Origin of the sequence: Nonomuraea phyllanthi (assembly GCF_006334985.2) — a bacterium.
GTDB classification, from domain to species: Bacteria; Actinomycetota; Actinomycetes; order Streptosporangiales; family Streptosporangiaceae; genus Nonomuraea; species Nonomuraea phyllanthi.
Genome location: NZ_VDLX02000003.1, coordinates 481,283 through 501,882, shown reverse-complemented (window position 1 = coordinate 501,882; position 20,600 = coordinate 481,283). Strand labels below are relative to the sequence as shown.

The 20,600-nt window shown below is 70.2% G+C and carries 16 protein-coding genes; all 16 read left to right on the top strand.

The genetic code is table 11. From position 1 onward, the window contains the following. Positions 1-43 precede the first annotated feature (43 nt). A complete protein-coding gene (locus FH608_RS11125) occupies positions 44-952 on the top strand; it encodes a nucleoside hydrolase (RefSeq protein WP_139630328.1) in 909 nt (302 codons plus the stop codon). 58 nt (positions 953-1,010) lie between these two features. Further along, positions 1,011-1,997, top strand: a complete 987-nt coding sequence (locus FH608_RS11120; RefSeq protein WP_139630327.1) for a sugar phosphate isomerase/epimerase family protein — start codon at positions 1,011-1,013, stop codon at positions 1,995-1,997. Between the two features lie 87 nt (positions 1,998-2,084). Continuing rightward, entirely contained in the window at positions 2,085-2,990 is a 906-nt protein-coding gene (locus FH608_RS11115; protein WP_226899290.1) for a transketolase, read from the top strand. Then, the gene (locus tag FH608_RS11110; RefSeq protein ID WP_139630326.1) at positions 2,987-3,940 is read left to right on the top strand and encodes a transketolase family protein; all 954 of its coding nucleotides are present in this window, start codon (positions 2,987-2,989) and stop codon (positions 3,938-3,940) included. The genes FH608_RS11115 and FH608_RS11110 overlap by 4 nt, the downstream gene beginning before the upstream one ends. A gap of 27 nt (positions 3,941-3,967) precedes the next feature. Beyond that, a complete protein-coding gene (locus FH608_RS11105) occupies positions 3,968-5,506 on the top strand; it encodes an FGGY family carbohydrate kinase (protein ID WP_139630325.1) in 1,539 nt (512 codons plus the stop codon). Then, positions 5,496-6,518 (top strand): sugar-binding transcriptional regulator, encoded by a 1,023-nt coding sequence (locus tag FH608_RS11100; RefSeq protein ID WP_226899288.1) that lies wholly within the window; start codon positions 5,496-5,498, stop codon positions 6,516-6,518. Before FH608_RS11105 ends, FH608_RS11100 begins: the two co-directional genes overlap by 11 nt. A gap of 520 nt (positions 6,519-7,038) precedes the next feature. Beyond that, positions 7,039-9,279 (top strand): Ig-like domain-containing protein, encoded by a 2,241-nt coding sequence (locus FH608_RS11095; RefSeq protein WP_139630324.1) that lies wholly within the window; start codon positions 7,039-7,041, stop codon positions 9,277-9,279. A 33-nt stretch (positions 9,280-9,312) separates the two neighbouring features. Then, positions 9,313-11,280, top strand: coding sequence for an ABC transporter substrate-binding protein (locus FH608_RS11090; RefSeq protein WP_193318347.1), 1,968 nt, complete (start codon positions 9,313-9,315; stop codon positions 11,278-11,280). 9 nt (positions 11,281-11,289) lie between these two features. Beyond that, entirely contained in the window at positions 11,290-12,288 is a 999-nt protein-coding gene (locus tag FH608_RS11085) for an ABC transporter permease (RefSeq protein ID WP_139630322.1), read from the top strand. A 6-nt stretch (positions 12,289-12,294) separates the two neighbouring features. Beyond that, the gene (locus FH608_RS11080; RefSeq protein WP_139630321.1) at positions 12,295-13,446 is read left to right on the top strand and encodes an ABC transporter permease; all 1,152 of its coding nucleotides are present in this window, start codon (positions 12,295-12,297) and stop codon (positions 13,444-13,446) included. Further along, positions 13,443-14,489: an ABC transporter ATP-binding protein gene (locus FH608_RS11075; protein WP_226899286.1), complete on the top strand. Its 1,047-nt coding sequence runs from the start codon at positions 13,443-13,445 to the stop codon at positions 14,487-14,489. Before FH608_RS11080 ends, FH608_RS11075 begins: the two co-directional genes overlap by 4 nt. Further along, positions 14,486-15,526: an ABC transporter ATP-binding protein gene (locus tag FH608_RS11070; RefSeq protein WP_226899285.1), complete on the top strand. Its 1,041-nt coding sequence runs from the start codon at positions 14,486-14,488 to the stop codon at positions 15,524-15,526. The genes FH608_RS11075 and FH608_RS11070 overlap by 4 nt, the downstream gene beginning before the upstream one ends. After that, positions 15,523-16,566: a sialidase family protein gene (locus FH608_RS11065; protein WP_139630320.1), complete on the top strand. Its 1,044-nt coding sequence runs from the start codon at positions 15,523-15,525 to the stop codon at positions 16,564-16,566. Before FH608_RS11070 ends, FH608_RS11065 begins: the two co-directional genes overlap by 4 nt. After that, positions 16,563-17,744, top strand: a complete 1,182-nt coding sequence (locus FH608_RS11060) for a sialidase family protein (protein ID WP_139630319.1) — start codon at positions 16,563-16,565, stop codon at positions 17,742-17,744. Before FH608_RS11065 ends, FH608_RS11060 begins: the two co-directional genes overlap by 4 nt. Next, a complete protein-coding gene (locus tag FH608_RS11055) occupies positions 17,741-19,177 on the top strand; it encodes an ABC transporter substrate-binding protein (protein WP_139630318.1) in 1,437 nt (478 codons plus the stop codon). The genes FH608_RS11060 and FH608_RS11055 overlap by 4 nt, the downstream gene beginning before the upstream one ends. A gap of 14 nt (positions 19,178-19,191) precedes the next feature. After that, positions 19,192-20,595 carry a DUF5060 domain-containing protein gene (locus FH608_RS11050; protein WP_226899283.1) on the top strand — a complete coding sequence of 468 codons (1,404 nt, stop codon included), beginning with the start codon at positions 19,192-19,194 and terminating at the stop codon, positions 20,593-20,595. Positions 20,596-20,600: the final 5 nt, after the last annotated feature.

Sequence of the window (20,600 nt, the reverse complement as noted above, 5' to 3'; positions counted from 1 at the left end):
ATATAGATACACTGTTGAATAGATATTCAGTCGGAGGCCGTCCATGGCGGGCAGGACCTTTTCCCACCGGCGCAGGGTCATCGTCAACACCGATGCCAAGAACGAGGCGGACGATCAATTCGCCATCGTTCACGCGCTGCTCTCACCCAGTCTTGACATACGCGGTCTGATCGCCGCGCATTTCGGCAACCGCCGCACCCGGTCGAGCCTGGAGGAGAGCCGCGCGGAGATCGAGCTGCTGCTGCGGCTGACGAAGCTCGACGGCACCGTCAGGGTCGAGGACGGGGCGCCGTACGCGCTGCCCGACGTGGGGACGCCCGTCCGGTCGCCGGGCGCGGAGCTGATCGTCGAGGAGGCCATGCGGGACGTGCCCGAGCCGCTCTACGTGGCCTTCCTCGGCCCGCTCACCGACATGGCCGATGCGCTGCTCATCGAGCCGCGCATCGCCGAGCGGGACGTGACGGTGGTCTGGATCGGCGGCGGCGGGTACGACGGCCGCGGCCCCCAGACCGGCCGGCCCGAGTTCAACCTGTCGAACGACATCGTGGCGGCCAACCTCGTGTTCTCCTCGGAGCTGCGGGTCTTCCAGATCCCGGCGCCGACGTACCGGCTGACGGCCGTCGGGTACGCCGAGCTCGACCAGAAGGTCGCGCCGTACGGCGAGATCGGCGAATACCTGGTGCGCCAGCTCGTCGAGTGGAACGAGCAGCAGCACGGCGGCTCGATCGAGTTCCGCGTGCTGGGCGACTCCCCCGCGGTCGGGGTGATGCTGCACCCCGACTGCGGGACGTGGACCGAGCGCCCGGCGCCGAACTTCCGCCACGACGGAACCCACGACTTCTCTCACCCGAACCGGCCGATCCGCGTCTACGACACCATCGACGCCCGGTTCATCCACGAGGACTTTTTCGCGAAACTGCGGGCCTTCGCCGGGACGGCGGCGCGGGCATGAAGGAGGCGTCAATGACGGGGTCACCAGCGGCGTCCGCGGCCGGAAGGGGCGATGCGGCGTGAGCGCGCTGACGTTCGGCGCCGGGATATGGGCGTTCGGGCAGATCGTCGACCGGTACGCGACCGACGGCTACGGGCCGTCGCGCACCATGCGGGAGATGCTCGACCTGGCGGCCGAGGTGGACGGGCTGGAGTGCCTCGACATCAACGTGCCGTTCGCCGAGGGCATCACCAAGGCGTCCGAGCTGGCCGGGGAGCTGTCCCGGCGGGGGCTGCGGGCCAGGGCGATCACGCCGCACATCTACACCCGCGAGTTCGTCCGCGGCGCGTTCACCAACCCCGACCCCGGGGTGCGCCGCCAGGCCATGGAGCGCGTGCACGAGGCGGTCGCCGTCGCGCGGGAGGTCGGGGCCGACTACGTGAAGTTCTGGCCCGGCCAGGACGGCTTCGACATGCCGGGCCAGGCCGACTACGCGCGGCTGTGGGACCTGACGGTCTCCGCGATCGGGGAGCTGGCCTCGGCCCACCCCGACGTGCAGTTCGCCATCGAGTACAAGGCCAAGGAGCCGCGCGTCCGCATCACGCTCGCCGACGCGGCCCGCACCCTGCTCGCCATCGAGGAGGCAGGGCAGCCGAACGTCGGCATCGTGATGGACTTCGGCCACTCCCTGCTGGCCGGCGAGACGCCGGCCGAGGCGGTGCAGCTCGTGCACCGGCGGGGCCGGCTGGTCTCGGTCGAGCTGAACGACAACTGGCGCGGCTGGGACGACGACCTGCCGGTGGCGTCGGTGCACCTGTTCGAGACCATCGAGTACCTGCTGGCCGTGCGCCGGATCGGGTGGACCGCGCCGGTCCTGCTCGACCAGTTCCCGTTCAGGGAGGACCCGGTACGCGCCCTGTCCCAGAGCATCCGCACCATCCGGGCGCTGGAGCAGGTGTGCGACCGGATCGACCTGGACGAGCTGCGCGCCGTACAGGAGCGGCAGGACGCGCTGGGCGCCCAGGAGATCCTGTGGTCGGCGATCGGGATGGCACGTGCGACGTAGGCTCCCCCATCTGACCGCGACGCCCCGACCAGCGCCGGCACCGGCATCGGCACCGGCACCGGCGCGCCCGCACGAGGGGTGTGCCCCGTGACGCTCACCCAGGCCACCGGCGAGCTGCTGCTGCCCGACCACGAGGCCATCGGCGCGTGGCGCCGGCTGCGTGACCGGCTGGCGCACGCCGACAGGGACACCGCGGCCGCCGCCCTGGCGGCGCTGGCCGGCGACATCCGGCGCACCGTGATCAGCACGATCGCGGGCGCCGGGCTCGGCCACACCGGCGGCGACCTGTCCGTGACCGACATCCTCACCACCCTGTACGGCGCCGTGCTGCGGATCGACCCCGCCAGGCCCGGCTGGCCGGACCGCGACCGGCTCATCCTGAGCAAGGGCCACTGCTCGGTCGCCCTCTACACCACGCTCACGACCTGCGGATACTTCCCCGCGGAACGGCTGCGCGCGTTCGCCGCCCCGATGTCGCCGCTCAACGGCCACCCGAGCCGCAGGGCGGTGCCCGGCGTCGAGACCAGCACGGGTCCGCTCGGCCACGGGCTGCCCGTCGGCGTCGGCGTGGCCGTCGGCCTGCGCCTGCGCGGGTCGCCCGCCAGGACCGTGGTGGTGCTGGGCGACGGCGAGCTGCAGGAGGGCAGCAACTGGGAGGCCGCCATGACGGCGGCGCACCGCGGGCTCGCCTCGCTGACGGCCGTCGTCGACCGCAACGGCCTGCAGCAGGGGGCGCGGACCAGCGACACCAACGGGCTGGAGCCGCTGGCGGACAAGTGGCGGGCGTTCGGCTGGGAGGCGGTCGAGGTCGACGGCCACGACCACCTGGCGCTGCTCGACGCCCTGACCGCGCCGCGCGGCGACCGGCCGCGCTGCGTGATCGCGAGGACTGTCAAGGGGCGAGGGGTTTCGTTCATGGAGGATCGGGTGGAGTGGCATCACAAGGTGCCGGACGCCGAGCAGGCCCGCCTGGCGCTCGAGGAACTGCGTTGATCGTCGAGGAGACGTACGACTGCAGGGACTCATTCGCCGACGAGCTGGTACGGCTGGCGCACGCCGACAGCCGGATCGTGGCCGTGTGCAACGACTCGGTGGGGTCGAGCAAGCTGGGCGCGTTCGCCAAGGAGTTCCCCGACCGGCTGGTCAACGTCGGCATCGCCGAGCAGGACATGGTCGGCGTCGGAGCCGGGCTGGCGAACGCCGGGCTCGTGCCGTTCGTGTGCGGGGCGGCGACGTTCCTGACCGCGCGGGCGCTGGAGCAGATCAAGGCGGACGTGGCCTACAGCCTGGCCAACGTCAAGCTGTGCGGGATGAGCCCCGGCCTGTCGTACGGCGCGCTCGGGCCCACCCACCACTCGACCGAGGACCTGTCGTGGCTGCGCGCCATCGCCGACCTGCCGGTCGTCGTGCCGGCGGACCCGGCGCAGACGCGGGCGGCGATCCGGTGGGCGGCCGGGACGGACGGGCCGGTGTTCCTGCGCATCGGGCGCTTCCCGGTGCCGGACGTGTCGCCGCCCGGCGACGATCCCGCCTTCACGTACGGGCGGGCGTCGCGGCTGCGCGAGGGCGAGGACGCGACGATCGTGGCGACCGGCACCATGGTCAGCCGCGCGCTGCTGGCGGCCTCTCTGCTGGCCGAGCGCGGGGTGAGCGCCCGGGTGGTGAACGTGTCGACCGTCTCCCCGCTGGACCGCGAGGAGATCGCGGCGGCGGCCCGGCAGACGCGCGCGGTGGTCACGGCCGAGGAGGCGGTGCCCACGGGCGGGCTGGGGGCGGCGGTGGCCGAGGTGGTGCTGGCGACCAGGCCGGTGCCGATGCGGCTGCTCGGCCCCCGTACGTTCGCGCCGACCGGGGATCCGGAGTTCCTGCTGGAGCACTTCGAGCTCACGGCCGACGGCATCGCCCGCTCGGCCCTGGAGGTGCTGGGCCTTGACCACAGCTGACGCGCCGGCACTTGGAGGTGCGGGATCGTGACCAGGGCCGAGCCGCTCGTCCTCGGGGTCGACCAGGGCACGAGCGCGACCAAGGCGATCCTCGTGGACGCCGGCGGCGAGCCGGTGGCGAGCGCCACGGCGCCCCTGCCCGTCCGGCACCCGGCGCCCGGCCGCGTCGAGCAGGACGGCGAGGAGCTGTGGCGCAGCGTGCGCGAGGCGGTCTCGCGGTGCCTGGCCGGAGTCCCGCCGGGCCGGGTGGCCGCGGTCGGGCTGAGCGTGCAGCGCGAGTCGCTGATCCTCTGGGACCGCGACACCGGCGAGCCGCTGGGCCCGCTGGTGAGCTGGCAGGACCGCAGGGGCACCGACCTGTGCGCCCGGCTGGCCGCCGACGGCGCCGCTCCCCTGGTCCGCCGGATCAGCGGGCTGCCGCTCGACCCCATGTTCTCGGCGTCCAGGGCGGCCTGGCTGCTGGCGCGCCACCGGGCGCGCGACGGCCTGTGCCTGGGGACGGTGGACTCGTGGCTGCTGTTCAAGATGGGCGGCGGGCACGTCGTCGAGGTCGGCAGCGCGTCCCGTACCCAGCTGCTCGACGTACGGCGGCGCCGGTGGAGCGGCGAGCTGCTCGACCTGTTCGGGATCCCCGCCGGGACGCTGCCGCGCGTGGTGCCGTCCAGCGGGGCGCACGCCGACGCCGCGGCGCTCCACCCGTCCCTGGCCGGGGTGCCGGTCGGGGCGGTGCTCGGCGACTCGCACGCGGCCCTCTTCGCGCACGCGGCCGGCGAACCCGGCCGGGTCAAGGTCACGTACGGCACCGGATCGTCCGTGATGGGCCTGACCGGCCACGCCGAGCCGGACGCTCCCGGCCTGGACGCGCCTTCCGGCGGGCCTGACGCGCCCTCCGGTGACGGGCTGTGCCTGACGATCGGGTGGGACGACGGGCGGCCCGCGTACGCGCTGGAGGGCAACATCCTGTCCGCCGGGGCGACCGTCACGTGGCTGGCCGGGCTGCTCGCGACGGAGCCGGCGGAGGTCGCCCGGCTCGCGACCCTCGGCCGCCGGGGTAGGCTGCACATCGTGCCAGCGTTCGGTGGCCTCGGCGCGCCGTGGTGGGACGACCGAGCCCAAGCGATCATGACGGGTCTCGGCCTCGACAGCCGCAGGGAAGACCTGGCCAGGGCCGCGGTCGACTCGATCGGGCTGCAGGTCGGCGACGTGGTGTCCGCCATGGAGCACGCGGCGGGGCCGGTGACCGAGCTGCTGGCCGACGGCGGTCCCACCGCCAACGCCGACCTCATGCAGTGGCAGGCCGACGTGACCGGCCTCCCCGTGCGGGTCGCGCGGCGGCCGGAGCTGTCGGCGCTGGGGGTCGCGCACCTGGCGGGCACGGCATCGGGTGTATGGTCCCGCCGGGAGCTGTCCGGGCTGCCACGCCACGGCCGGCGCTACACGCCCGGCCTATCGTCGCGCGAACGCCACCGCGCGCTAGCAGAATGGCACTCGGCAGTGGCCCGGGCTCGCCACCGGACCAGCAGGAGCGGCGGAGCCGAAGCGGAGGCCAGCGATCGTGGGAGCTGACAGTCAGTTCGAGAAGGGCCGTTCCGGCGGCGAGGCCCTGAGGTTCGGCGGTCGCCGGCTCAGCCAGGAGTCCGAGCGCATGCGGCTGCTCGTACGCGTCGCGCGCCTCTACCACGAGCACGGCGTGCGCCAGCCGCAGATCGCCGCCCAGCTGCGCATCTCGCAGCCCCGGGTGTCGCGGCTGCTCAAGGAGGCCGCCGAGATCGGCATCGTCCGCACGGTGGTCGTGGTCCCCAGCGGCGTGCACGCGCTGCTGGAGGAGGACCTCGAGCGCAAGTTCGGCGTGGAGCAGGTCATCGTCGTGGACGCCGCCGGCGACAACCACGACGTGGTGGCCGCGCTGGGCTCCGCGGGGGCCTCCTACCTCGACGCCACCCTGATCGGCGGCGAGCACCTCGGCATCTCGTCCTGGAGCGCCAGCCTGCTCGCCACCGTGGAGGCCATGCAGCGCCGTCCGGTGCGGGTGGCGGAGGAGGTCGTCCAGCTCATCGGCGGCGTGGGCAAGGGGTCCGCGCAGGTCCAGGCCACCCGCCTGGCAGCCCACCTGGCCGACCTCACGGGCGCCGAGCCCGTCTTCCTTCCCGCGCCCGGCCTCGTCGGCTCCGCCGTGGCCCGCCAGGCGCTCTCCGACGACCAGGTCGTCCGCCAGGTGGTGGACGCCTGGTCGCGGCTGACCACCGTGCTCGTCGGCATCGGGAGCCTCGACCCGTCGCCGCTGCTGCGTGACAGCGGCAACGCCATCACCGAGGAGGACTTCGAGACGCTGCGCGGGCTCGGGGCGGTGGGCGACGTGTGCCTGCGCTTCTTCGACGCCGAGGGGCGGCTGGTCGACTCTCCCCTGGAGGAGCGCATCCTGGGCATCCCGGCGGCCGACCTGCTGCGCGTGCCCCGGCGCATCGCCATCGCGGGCGGCCGCCGCAAGACGGCGGCGATCCGGGCGGCGCTGCTCGGAGGGTGGGTGAACACGCTCGTCACGGACGTGGGCGTGGCGGAGCAACTCCTCAAGGACTGACGAGGACGTACGGCGGGACGGCGCACCGGCCGGGCGCCGTCCGCCTGCGCCGCGCCCTCCCCCGTCCCGCCCGCGCCCTGGAAGGGGCTCTCCCCGGTGCGCCACCACGGCGAACCGGGGCTTCGTCATGCCCTGGCGCAGGTGGGGCCCGCCGGAAGTGCCGGGGAGTGAGCGGCGGCACCGCCGAACCCCGAAGTCGCGCGCCACGGACCGGCGGCGGCCGGGCGTGGAGGCGGGCCCTGGGCTGGGGTTGTTTACCTGTTGGTCTGGCTCCGTTGGAAAGCGGTCTTGACAGTCACAACCGTGTCCTTCACGATGTGATGAATCCACTCCATTCATGGCTGAATAAAAATTCTCACCTAGCGACAGCGTGGTCCGGAGTCGTGCCGAAAGACGGCACAGCCCTGTCTATTCGGGCGGAAAGAGAGCGTTTCTCATGACCGAGGCCCTTGGCTTCGATCGCCAATCAGATTTCAGTCGCCGGGCTTTCGTGCGGTCGGCGGCCCTGGTTCCGCCCGCTGTGGCATGGGCGGGCACGTCGGGCGTGGCGGCCAAGCCGAGCCCGAGCCCCACCCCCACGATCGCGGCGAAGGAGCGGGCGAAGGGCGTGCCCGCCTTCCCCGGCGCCGAGGGGGCCGGGATGTACACCACCGGCGGCCGGGGAGGCGCGGTGTACGAGGTGACCACCCTCGACGACGACGGCCCGGGGTCGTTACGCGAGGCGGTGGCCAAGTCCGACGGGACGGTCGTGTTCCGGGTCTCCGGCAACATCCGGATCAAGGGCGGCCTCGACATCACCGGCTCCAACCTCACCATCGCCGGCCAGACCGCCCCCGGGCACGGCATCACCGTCACCGGCAACGAGACCCAGATCAAGGGCGACAACATCATCCTGCGCCACCTGCGCTTCCGCGGCGGCGACGTGCTCGGCACCCCCATCGACACGTTCGGCGCCCGCGGCGTGCGGGACATCATCATCGACCACTGCTCCTTCAGCTGGGGCGTGGACGAGTGCTTCTCCGTCTACGGCAACACCAACGTGACGGTCCAGTGGTGCATCATCTCCGAGGGCCTGGTGAACTCGGTGCACCCCAAGGGCCGGCACGGCATGGGCGGCCTGTGGGGCGGCGACACCATCACGTACCACCACAACCTGCTCATCCACGAGAACGGCCGCAACCCGCGGTTCAGCTTCACCGAGGGCATGAGCATGGTGGTGGACCACCGCAACAACGTGATCTACAACCCCGGGATCACCTCCTGCTACGGCGGCGAGTGGGCCAACGGCGTCAACCTCGTGGGCAACTACTACAAGCCCGGGCCGAACACGCAGCCCGACATCGCGAGGACGATCGTGGCGCCCGGCCGGTTCGGCCAGTGGTACGTCAGCGGCAACACGGTCGAGGGCCACGACGACATCACGGCCGACAACACCCTCGGCATCACCTACCCGATCGGCGGCATCACGCTGATGCCGAAGCCGGCGGAGTTCGAGAACGGCATCACGGAGCAGACCCCGGCGGAGGCGTTCGGGACGGTCCTGGAGCAGGCGGGGGCCATCCTGCCGCGGCGGGACGCCATCGACGCCCGGCTGGTCAACGAGGCGCGCACCGGCACGGGACGCCACATCAACTCGCAGAAGGACGTGGGCGGCTGGCTGCCGCTGCCGTCGGAGGTGCCGGCCCCGGCCGACAGCGACCACGACGGCATGCCGGACGAGTGGGAGACCGCGCAGGGGCTGAACCCGGAGAGCGCCGACGACGCCAAGGCGGTGGACGGCAGCGGGTACACGAACCTGGAGCGCTACCTGAACTCCATCCAGCGCGTCGGGGCCCGCAACCCCCAGGTGGCCATCACCTCCCCCACGATCGACCAGCTGTTCGCGGCGGCCAAGGACAAGCAGTCCATCACCGTCCAGGCCGACGCCAAGGCGCTCGACGGCGCGTCCATCGCGAAGGTCGAGTTCTTCCACGGCGAGGAGAAGATCGGCGAGGCCACCGCGGCGCCGTACCAGGCGACCTGGGCGGACGCGACGGACGGCACCTACTACCTGACGGCCCGCGCGACCGACAGCACGGGGTCGGCGACCACCTCGTCGCTGGTGCCGATCCACGTGACCCGCACCAGGACCCACAAGCCGTGGAAGGCCCAGGACATCGGCGAGGTGCCGATCCCCGGGAGCACGGCGCTGAAGGACGGCGTGCTCACGCTGAAGGGGTCCGGGAAGATCGCCGGCTGGAAGGACTCCTTCCACTTCGCCCACCAGGCCGTCGGGTTCAGCAAGCGGGGCGAGGTCATCGAGATCACCGCGCGGGTGGACAGCATCAGCACCGGCCACATCGACGCCGTGGCGGGCATCATGGTCCGCCAGGACCTCGCGCCGAACTCGCCGTTCATGATGGCCGGCATCGGATACGCCGCGAGCGGCGACGACGGCGGGGGCCTGCGCGCCAAGGCCATCAGGGTCGCCTCGAACGGCAAGGAGCCCAGCGTCGGCCTCTGGCCGTACGACGGCGAGGACGCGCTGGACAAGAAGCCGTACTGGCTGCGCCTGGTCTGCCGGAGCCTGCTGACCGGCGACAACGAGTTCGAGGCGTTCATCTCCGAGAACTCGCTGAACTGGGACCGCATCGGCTACGAGCGCATCGTGATGCGGACCGGCCGCTTCTACATCGGCCTCGCCGTCGACGGGAACCAGGAGGCGAACGGCGTACACCCCTACACCACGGCCGTGTTCAGCCAGGTGAAGGTCAATCGTTAGAACTGGAGCACCCCCATGACCTACCAACCTCCCATGACGAGGAGGAACCTGCTCCGCGGCGGAGGCATGCTCCTCCTGGCGGCCTCCGCCTCCGGATGCAGCTTCTTCGAGACCAGCCCGGACACGGGCAAGGCCGTGCAGGCCGCCGACGCCTCGGCCAAGGAGGCGCCGGCGCTGGCCGAGCTGGTCAAGAGCGGCAAGCTGCCGCCGCTGGCCGAGCGCCTGCCCAAGAACCCGCTCGTCGTCACGCCGCTGAAGGAGCCCGGCACGTACGGCGGCACGTGGAACTCGGCCATGGTGGGCGAGGACGACATCGACTGGCTGTACTACACGTGCGCCTACGAGCCCCTTGTCCGGCTCAAGCCCGGCACCAACGGCCAGAAGGGCCCGGACGACATCATCCCCAACGCGGCCGAGTTCGAGGTCAAGGACGGCGGCCGGGAATACGTCTTCCGGCTGCGCGAGGGCCTGAAGTGGTCCGACGGGCAGCCCTGCACGGCCGACGACATCGTGTTCGCCTTCGAGGACGTGATGACCTATCACGACCTGCACACGACCGGCATCTACGACCTCTTCCTGAACGGCAACACCACGGAGAAGGCCAAGATCGAGAAGGTGGACGAGCGGACCGCGCGCCTCGTCTACACGGAGCCGAAGGCGGGCCTGCTGTTCCAGATCGCGGTCTCCACCTTCGAGCGTGGCGGCGCGTCGGGGCTCCTGCTGCCCAAGCACTACCTCAAGCAGTTCCACAAGAAGTACAACCCGGACGCCGACAAGCTCGCCAAGGAGCAGCAGCTGGAGGACTGGACCCAGCTGTTCATGAACAAGAACGACGTCCCGCACAACCCCGACATCCCCACGCTGCATCCGTGGAAGATCACCACCGCGATCGGCAACGGCACGGCGGTGGTGGCGGAGCGGAACCCGTACTACTGGAAGGTCGACCAGGACGGGCGCCAGCTCCCCTACATCGACCGGTTCAGGTCGGAGGTCCTCGGCGACGTCGAGGTCGAGCTGCTGAAAATCATGAACGGCGAGATCACCATGCAGCTCCGCAACTTCAACACCCCGGAGAACAAACCCCTGGTCGCGCAGAACGCGACCAAGGGCAAGTACCGGCTGTTCGACGTGCCGAGCCGGCTCAGCAACACGATGATCATCCAGTTCAACCAGACGATCGAGGACGACGACCTGCGCGAGCTGTTCAGGAAGAAGGACTTCCGCATCGGTCTGTCGTACGCGATCAACCGCAAGGAGATCATCGACGGCGTGTACGCGGGCCAGGGCGAGCCCTGGCAGGCCGCGCCCTCCAAGAGCAACGCCCTCTACGACGCGGACTTCGCCAAGCAGCACACCGAGTACGACGTCGCCAAGGCCAACGAGTATCTGGACAAGGCGGGGCTGACGAAGAAGGACTCCTCCGGCAAGCGCCTGGGCCCCGACGGCAAGCCGCTGATCATCACCATCATGTCCAGCACGGACTTCCCGCACCACGTGCAGTCGCTGGAGTTCGTGAAGAAGCACTGGGAGGCGGTCGGGGTCGGGCTGCGGGTCGATCCGGTCGCGGCCACGCTCTACACCGAGCGCTCGATGGGCAACAACCCGCAGGCGTCCACGTACACGTGCAGCGACTTCGACATCATCACCGGCACGGGCGGCGACCACTACTACGTGCCGAGCAACTCCGGCAGCGCCCGCTACGCCATCCGCTGGGCCCTGTGGTACGGCAGCAAGGGCAAGCAGGGCGAGGAGCCGCCGGCGGTGGTGCGCGAGCAGCTCGACGTGTTCACCAAGATGCGCAATGAGCCGGACTTCACCAAGGCGCTGGAGTACGCCAAGGAGGTCACGCGCATCGCCAAGGAGCAGTTCTACGCGATCGGGATCAGCTCGTACCCGAACGAGTACGGCATCGTCTCCAACGCGGTCAAGAACGTGCCCGACTCCATGGCGAACGCGCAGGTGACCCCCGGGCCGACCATGCCCGAGCAGTACTCCTTCTGAGGGGTCGACGTGCTGGGTTACATGGGCCGCCGCCTCGTCTACGTCGTGGTGACGCTGTGGGCGATCTCGATCGTCACGTTCGTCATCATCAACCTGCCGCCGGGCGACTACGTCTCGACGGTCATCGCGAACGCGCAGGCGGGCGGGCAGAGCCTCACACCGGCGGAGATCACCAACCTCAGGCTGCGGTACGGCCTGGACGACCCGGTCTTCGTCCAGTACTGGCGCTGGATCTCCGCCATCCTCCTCCACGGCGATTTCGGTCAATCGTTTGCCTGGAATCAACCGGTCTCCACGCTCATCGGCGAGCGGGTCCTGCTCTCGGCGATCCTGTCGATCAGCTCCCTGCTCATGGTCTGGGCGATCGCGTTCCCCATCGGGATCTACAGCGCGGTCAAGCAGTACTCCTGGGGTGACTACGGCTTCTCCTTCCTCGGCTTCATCGGGATGGCGGTCCCCGAGTTCATGCTGGCGCTGATCCTCATGTACATCGGGTTCCGCTACTTCGGGGCGAGCGTGGGCGGGCTGTTCTCGCCGGAGTTCCAGGACTCCGCCTGGAACCTGGGCAAGGTCCTGGACCTGCTCGGCCACCTGTGGGTGCCGATCGTGGTCATCGGGGTCTCCGGCACCGCCGGCATGATCCGGGTGACCCGCGCCAACCTGCTCGACGAGCTCTACCGGCCCTACGTGCACACGGCCAGGGCCAAGGGGCTGCCGGAGTGGAAGCTGCTGCTGAAGTATCCGGTGCGGATGTCGCTCAGCCCCTTCTTCAGCACGGTGGGCTGGCTGCTGCCGGGCCTGATCGGCGGCGAGACCATCGTCTCGGTCGTCATGAGCCTGCCCACCGGCGGCCCGCTGCTGCTCAGCGGCGTCATGAACCAGGACATGTATCTCGTCGGCAGCTTCGTCCTGATCCTCAGCGTGCTGACGGTGATCGGGACCGTGGTGAGCGACCTGGCGCTGGCGTGGTGGGACCCGCGAATTCGCAAACGGTACAAGAGAGAGTAGCGCCACATGTTTCTCAGGCGACCCAGGACGAAGGAAGTCGGGACGCTGCCGCAGTGGCGGCTGATGTGGCGGCAGTTCCGCAAGCACCGGCTCGCGATGGTGGGCGCGGCGATCCTGATCCCGGTGTACTTCGTGGCGATCTTCGCGGAGTTCTTCGCGCCGATGTCCAGCTCGACGGCGAACACCTCGCTGACGTACGCGCCGCCGCAGGCCCTGCACTTCTCCGGCGAGCACGGCCTGCACGTGTACGGGTACACGACCGAGCGCGACCCGAAGACGTACGCGCAGACCTACACCGAGGATCCGGCCACGGTGACCGAGGTCGGGCTGTTCGTGCACGGCGACGAGTACAAGCTGCTGGGCCTGATCCCGTCCGACGTCCACCTGATCGGCCCGGTGACCAAGGGCCGGCCGTTCTTCCTCCTGGGCTCCGACCAGAACGGCCGGGACCTGCTGTCGAGGCTCATCCACGGCGCCCGGGTGTCGCTGTCGATCGGGCTTGTGGGAGTGGCGGCCAGCTTCTTACTGGGCATGCTGATAGGCGGTATATCAGGGTATTTCGGGGGTGCTGTCGACAACGTCGTGCAGCGCGTCATCGAGTTCCTGATGGCGATCCCGACGCTGCCGCTCTGGATGGCGCTGTCGGCCACGCTGCCCACCGACTGGGGGCCGCTGACCCGATATTTCGCCATCACGGTGCTGCTGTCGCTGATCGGGTGGACCGGGCTGGCCCGGGACGTGCGCGGGCGGTTCCTGTCGCTGCGCGAGGAGGACTTCGTCACCGCCGCCCGGCTGGACGGCGTGGGCCGGCTGTCGATCATCTTCGGGCACATGATCCCGTCGTTCGCCAGCCACATCATCGCCTCCCTGTCGCTGGCCATCCCGAGCATGATCCTCGGCGAGACGAGCCTGAGCTTCCTCGGGCTCGGCCTGCAGGCGCCGGCGGTGAGCTGGGGCGTGCTGCTGGAGGGTGCCCAGAACGTGCGCGTCGTCGCCAACGCGCCGTGGCTGCTGGCCCCGGGCGTCGCGGTGGTGATCGTCGTGGTCGCCATGAACTTCTTCGGTGACGGGCTCAGGGACGCCGCCGATCCGTACGGAGCGGCGAGCCGAGCCCGGAGAAGGAAGCCCTTCTGGCGTAACCGCGGAGGGCGACCGTGAGCGCGACCATCGACACAGCAATAGGGGGCTCCGGCGTGGCCGCAGACGACGTGCTGCTTGAGATCGAGGACCTGCGCACCCACTTCCTGCTGGACGACGGCGTGGTGTGCGCGGTGGACGGCGTGGACCTGCGCGTGCGCAAGGGCGAGACGCTGGCCATCGTCGGCGAGTCCGGGTGCGGCAAGAGCGTCATGGCGCGCTCGATCCTGCGCCTGGTCGACCCGCCCGGCCAGATCGAGGGCGGCAAGATCACGCTGCACCGCGAGAGCGGCCCGGTCGAGCTGGTCGGCGCGGACCGCAAGCTGCTGCGGCAGATCAGGTGGAACGACATCGCGATGGTGTTCCAGGAGCCGATGGCCTCGCTGAGCCTCGTGCACACGATCGGCAGCCAGATCGTCGAGGCGGTCCGCCTGCACGAGAACGTGGGCAAGGCCGCCGCCAGGAACCGCGCGATCGAGATGCTCGACCGGGTCGGCATCCCGATGCCGCAGCGCCGGGTGGACGCCTACCCGTTCGAGCTGAGCGGCGGCATGCGGCAGCGGGCGATGATCGCGATGGCGCTGGCGTGCCGGCCGAGCCTGCTGATCGCCGACGAGCCGACGACCGCGCTGGACGTGACCACGCAGGCGCAGATCCTGGAGCTGCTGCGCGACCTCCAGGACGAGTTCGGCATGGCCATCATGCTGATCACCCACGACCTGGGGGTGGCCGCGCAGGTCGCCGACAGCATGGCGGTCATGTACCTGGGCCGGGTCGTCGAGTACGGCGGGGCCGAGCAGGTGCTGGCCGAGCCCCGGCACCCGTACACGAAGGCGCTGCTGCGCTCGATGCCCCGGCTCGGGCGGGCCGCGCGGACCCGGCTGACGGCGATCAAGGGCATGGTGCCGCCGCCGTACGCGCGGCCGGAGGGCTGCGCGTTCCACCCGCGCTGCGACGCGGTCATGGCCGGGCGCTGCGACACCGTGCTGCCGCGCCGGGTCCCGTTGAGAGAGCCCGTGGGCGATCGCGAGGTCACCTGCCTGCTCTACGAGGAGGAATCGTGAGCACGGAACCGCTCCTCAGCATCGAGGGGCTGACCAAGCACTTCCCGATCCGCACCGGGCTGCTGGGCCGCCAGGTGGGCGCGGTGAAGGCCGTGGACGAGGTCGACCTGGTCATCGAGCCGGGCAGCACGCTCGGCCTGGTCGGGGAGTCCGGCTGCGGCAAGACCACGCTCGGGCGCTGCATCGTGCGGGCGCACGACCCGACCGGCGGGCGCATGCTCTACCGGCAGCAGGACGGCGCGGTGATCGACGTGGCGGGGCTGAAGGAGAAGGACCTGAAGACCTACCGGTCGGAGGTCCGGATGATCTTCCAGGACCCGCACTCGTCGCTCAACCCGCGCAAGACCCTGCGCGAGATCATCGGCGAGCCGATGCGGGTGCACGGGTACGGCACCAAGGAGGAGATCGAAGCCCGGGTCGGCGAGCTGCTGGAGCGCGTGGGCCTGCGCCCCGAGTACGCCAACCGCTACCCGCACGCCTTCAGCGGCGGCCAGCGGCAGCGGGTCGGCATCGCGCGGGCGCTGGCCCTGTCGCCCCGGCTGGTGGTCGCCGACGAGGCGGTCAGCGCGCTGGACGTGTCGGTCCGCGCCCAGATCCTCAACCTGCTGATGGACCTGCAGGAGGAGTCGGGCCTGGCCTACCTGTTCGTCAGCCACGACCTGGGCATCGTGGAGCACGTCTCGGACGTGGTCGCGGTGATGTACCTGGGCAAGGTGGTCGAGCAGGGCCCCACCGAGGACCTCTACACGAAGCCGCTGCACCCCTACACCGAGGCGCTGCTGTCGGCGGTGCCCGACCCGGACCCGGCGGCCAAGCGGCACCGGGAGCGGATCAAGTTGCTGGGCGACATCGCCGACCCGGCGCACGTGCCGCCGGGCTGCCCGTTCCATCCGCGCTGCGTGTACGCCAAGGAGACCTGCCGCACCGACGCGCCCCCGCTGCGCGAGGTCGGCGGCCGGCGGGTGGCCTGCCACTTCGCCGAGGAACTGGAGCTGCGCGGCGTGCCCGATCCCGACGTACGAGAGGTGTCGGCATGAGCGACCCCCGCTTCGACGGCGTCGTACGCCCGTCGGCGGCCCTGCCGAAGGTGCGCGAGGCGCTGCTGCCCGCGCCGCACGGCCCGGACAACCACGCGGCCAACCTGCTGCTCACGCGCGGCGGCGACCTGCTGTGCACCTGGTTCAGCGGCCCCCAGGAGGGCGACCCGGGCACGAACGTGGTGGTGTCGCGGCTGGCCGGCGACCGCTGGGAGCCGCCGGAGCTGATCGCCGCCGACCCGGAGCGCAGCGAGCAGAACCCGGTGCTGTTCGAGGACGGCGACGGGCTGGTGTGGCTGCTGCACACCTCCAGCCTGCCGCACGACCAGACGACGGCCCACGTCGTGGCCAGGACCTCCGCGGACGCGGGACGAACCTGGAGCGAGCCCCGCGTGCTCTTCGCCGAGCCGGGGACGTTCATCAGGAACCCGCCGGTGATCCTGGACGACGGCACCTGGCTGCTGCCCGCCTACCACTGCGCCAGCACCGGCGACCGCAGCGTCGTCAAGGTCAGCGCGGACGGCGGGCGCACCTGGGACGAGCACCCGGTGCCCGGCAGCGGCGACCTGGTGCAGATGACCATCGCGCGACGGCCCGCCGGCGGGCTGCTCGCGCTGTTCAGGGACCGGAGCGCGGGGCGTATCCACGCCTCGGCCTCGGCCGACGGCCGGGTCTGGACCGCACCGGAGCGGACCGACCTGCCGAACAACGACTCCTCCGTCCAGCTCACGAGGCTCCAGGACGGGAGGCTCGCGCTCGTCTACAACGACGCGAGCCTGGAGCGCGACCAGTTCAGATGGGTGAACAAGAACGGGCAGCCGCGCAAGAAGGCGGTCCGTACCCCGCTCGTCCTCGCGGTGTCGGAGGACGGCGGGGCCCGCTGGCCACACCGGCGGGTGTTGCAGGACACCGACCCGGAGTACTGGCAGAACGAGCTCGGCTACTCCTACCCGAGCGTCATTGACGGCGGCGAGCGCCTGCACGTCGCCTACTCCTACCTGCGGAAGACCATCAAGTATCTGGAGATTGACCAGCCATGAGAATCCGGCAGAGCCTTTTATACGGCGCGCTGGCCGCGGCGGTGGCCGTCCCGTCGTACTTCATCGACGACGGCGACGGTGGCGCGGTGCGGGTGGAGCCCACCGGCGCCTACGCCTGCCGCCAGGACGTGGCCGCGCCCGACCCCGACGTGCCCAAGGTGCACGCCGCCGGGATCGCGCAGGCGCCGAACGGCGACATGCTGACGGTCTACTACGGCGGCGAGCGGGAGGGCGCGCTCGACCAGGCGCTCTACATGTCGCGCCTGGCGGTGGGCAAGAAGACCTGGTCCGCGCCAGAGGTGGTGTTCGACGAGCCGGAGAAGGCCGACGGCAACCCCGTGCTGTGGTCCGACGGCAACCGCCTCTACCTGTTCTTCGTGACGATCGAGGGGCACGGCTGGGAGCAGTCGCCGATCCGGCTCATCACCTCGGACGACAGCGGCAAGACCTGGAGCGACCCCACCGTGATCCGCGCGGACTGGGGGTGGATGACCGGCACCAACCCGATCCGCATGTCCAACGGCGAGGTGCTGCTGCCCATCTACGACGAGGCCGGCTCCAGCTCGGGCTTCTACGTGTTCAGCCAGGACATGAGCACGTGGAAGGCCTACCCCGAGGACCACGCGAGCTGGATCCGCACGCCGGAGGGCTCGATCCAGCCGACCGTGGTGGAGGTCGAGCCGGGGCACCTGGTGGCGTACATGCGCACCGGTGACGGCGCCATCTACAAGAGCGAGTCCACCGACTTCGCCCGCACCTGGAGCGCCCCGGTGGCCGAGCCGATCGGCAACCCCAACTCGCGGATCGCGGCGCTCAAGCTGAACGACGGCAAGCTCGTGCTGGCCTACAACCCCTGGGTCGAGCACCGCTCTCCCCTGCGACTGTCGCTGTCGCCCGACAAGGGCCGGACCTGGGAGAACAGCGTCGACGTGGAGGCGCAGTCGGGGCCGCAGTTCACCTACCCGGTGATGACGCAGAGCGGCGACGGCTTCATCCACATGGTCTACAGCTACAACCGCAACAACATCCGCCACGTCGTCTTCAACGAGGAGTACCTGCGCGACGCGGTCGGCCTGCTGTCGAACTGGCCCGAGCACACGATCACCGAATTCAAGAACGGCGTCCGGCGCAATGTCGTGCGCCAGTGCAGTTACGCGCCTGCGAAGGGGAACTCATGAGGAACCAGGTCCGCGGTCTCGCTCTGCTCGCGCTCGCGCTGAGCGTCACCGCCGTCCCGGCCGCCAACGCCTCCGCGGCCGCCTGCAAGGACGTGCCGAACAGGTACGACCTGCCGTTCAGCGTCTGCGACGACGAACTGTTCATCTTCGCGGCCAACTACAAGCCGTTCGAGGCGACCGTCGAGAACGAGCAGGGAGCGGCGACCCGGGTCTTCGACGAGATCATCGGCAACAAGCTGCGCGAGGCGTTCCCCGACGTCAAGATCAAGTACGCGACGTGGGACTACCCGGTGCGGTACGAGGACCTCAAGGCCGCCGGGGTCACCCCGGACATCGTCATCGAGGACCCGAAGAACCGCATCGACCGCGACCTCGAGCCGCTGGGCTGGGTCGGCGACCTCACCGCCGACCTCCAGAGGGTCGGCATCGACCTGAACACGCTGAACAAGTCCACCGTGGAGCTGACCAAGTCGCGCTCCGACGGCGGGATCTACGCCGTGCCGCTCTTCATCGACGAGCACGTGCTGCTCTACAACAAGAAGATCTTCGACAAGTTCAGGGTGACGTACCCCAAGCCCGGCATGACGTACGACGAGGCGTACAAGAAGGCCAAGCAGCTGACCAAGGACGACGGCCTTGATCACTACAAGGGCTACATGCAGCACCCTGACCAGTACCTGGACTTCAACCAGGCCGGCCTCTACCCGTTCCTGCCGACGACGAGCGAGGAGCCCAAGCCCGAGGACGTCAAGGTCGACATCAGCAGTGACGCCTGGAAGACGTACGTCGACAACCTGTACCGCTTCCTGGAGATCCCGCGCAACGACTTCACCACCGTCACCGACTTCTTCAAGGGCGACATGAGCCAGCCGGGCCACCTGGCCATGGCGGTCGACACGCTGTCGCGGCTGAACATGTACGCCGGCAGCGAGCTGTTCATCGAGGACGGCGACGAGGACGCGTTCGCTGAGCAGGCCAAGAGCGTCGACATCGGCGTCAGCTCGATCCCGGTGCTCAAGAGGGGCTCCGAGACGACGTACCAGCCGAACACGCGGGCCGCGTTCATCCCGCCCTCCTCGCCCAAGAAGGAGCAGGCGCTGCAGATCGTGAAGTGGCTGGTCTCCGAGGAGGGCCAGACCGAGCTCTCCAGCCACGGCCTCAAGGCGGTCCTGGAGACCGACAAGGTCGTGCAGAGCTTCGGCAAGGCCATCCCCGAGCTGGCCGGCATCGACACCTCGGCCGTCTACTGGGGCGAGAACGCCACGATCTCGAACTACCAGAACACCGAGTACTGGGACCTGCCGCTGTGGTCGGTCTACCGCCAGCACATCCTGCGTGACGGCGGGACGCCGCTGCAGGCGCTGAGCCTCTCCCAGCAGCAGGACATCCCCAACTACATCAAGGCCCAGGCGGCCGCAGGAAAGGACTGGTAACCATTTCCCCCACCGTGGAACGCTGGGGCGTCCACGAGATCGAGCTGGCCGGGCCGGCTGACGGCAACCCCTTCGCGGAGGTTCGCCTGTCGGCCCGGTACCAGTACCGCAACCGCATCGTGGAGGCCGAGGGCTTCTACGACGGTGACGGTGTCTACCGCGTCCGGTTCATGCCGGACGCGGTGGGTCCGTGGCACTTCACCACCGTGAGCAATGTCCCTGAACTCGACGGGCACTCGGGCGACATCGAGGTGTCCCCCGCCTCCGAGGGCAACCACGGCCCCGTGCGGGCCTCAGGAAAGGACGCTTCAGGAAAAGACGCTTCAGGAAAAGACTTCGAGTACGCCGACGGCACCCCCTACCTGCCGTTCGGCACGACCTGCTACCACTGGACGCACGACATGGACGAGGAGCGCGAGCGGCGCACGCTCGACACGCTCGCCGCCTCGCCGTTCAACAAGCTGCGCATGTGCGTCCTGCCGACCGGCGCCATGTCGCCGCCCGAGGTGCCGTTCGCCGGCCAGGACCCGGACGGGCTGGACAAGACCCGGTTCAACCCGGTGTTCTTCCGCCACCTGGAGGCCAGGATCCAGGACCTGCTCGACCTCGGCATCGAGGCCGACGTGATCCTCTTCCACCCGTACGACGGCGGCGTGCGCGGCGTGGAGGACATGGGCAGGGAGACCGACCACGCCTACCTGCGTTACGTCATCGCCCGGCTCTCGGCCTACCGCAACGTGTGGTGGTCGGCCGCCAACGAGTACGACTTCAACAGGTCCAAGACCGTCGCCGACTGGGACGACATCCTGCGCGCGATCGCGCGGCTGGACCCGTACGGGCACCTGCTGTCGATCCACAACGGGACGCGCATGTACGAGATGGCGTGGATCTACGACAACACCAAGCCGTGGATCACGCACCAGAGCATCCAGCACTGGGACGCCACCCTCACCGACACCTGGCTGCGGGAGTGCCCCAAGCCGGTGGTGATCGACGAGATCTCGTACGAGGGCAACGTCGGCAAGCGCTGGGGCAACGTCACCGGCGAGGAGCTGATGGACCGGTTCTGGGAGGGCATGACGCGCGGCGGCTACGTGGGCCACGGCGAGTCCCTGGCCGGCTTCCAGGAGCGGGCGTGGATCGGCAACGGCGGCGCGCTGTTCGGGGAGAGCCCGCCGAGGATCGCGTTCCTGCGCCGGATCATGGAGGAGCGCCGCGACGGCACGGTCGTGCGCTACCTCGGGCGGCGGCAGCAGGCCCACGTCACCGTGGACCTGCCGGCGGACGGCGGGTACGCGGTCGAGCTGATCGACACGTGGAACATGACGGTCACCCCGGTCGACGGCGTCCACCGGGACCGGGTGCGGGTCGGGCTGCCGCGCCGGCCGTACCTGGCGCTGCGACTGACGAGAGTGTGAGATCG

Bases quoted from the DNA above. Each gene is read 5' to 3' on its own strand.
- FH608_RS11125 (WP_139630328.1), top strand. From the start codon at position 44: ATGGCGGGCAGGACCTTTTCCCACCGGCGCAGGGTCATCGTCAACACC.
- FH608_RS11090 (WP_193318347.1), top strand. From the start codon at position 9,313: ATGACGAGGAGGAACCTGCTCCGCGGCGGAGGCATGCTCCTCCTGGCG.
- FH608_RS11080 (WP_139630321.1), top strand. From the start codon at position 12,295: ATGTTTCTCAGGCGACCCAGGACGAAGGAAGTCGGGACGCTGCCGCAG.
- FH608_RS11065 (WP_139630320.1), top strand. From the start codon at position 15,523: ATGAGCGACCCCCGCTTCGACGGCGTCGTACGCCCGTCGGCGGCCCTG.
- FH608_RS11060 (WP_139630319.1), top strand. From the start codon at position 16,563: ATGAGAATCCGGCAGAGCCTTTTATACGGCGCGCTGGCCGCGGCGGTG.
- FH608_RS11055 (WP_139630318.1), top strand. From the start codon at position 17,741: ATGAGGAACCAGGTCCGCGGTCTCGCTCTGCTCGCGCTCGCGCTGAGC.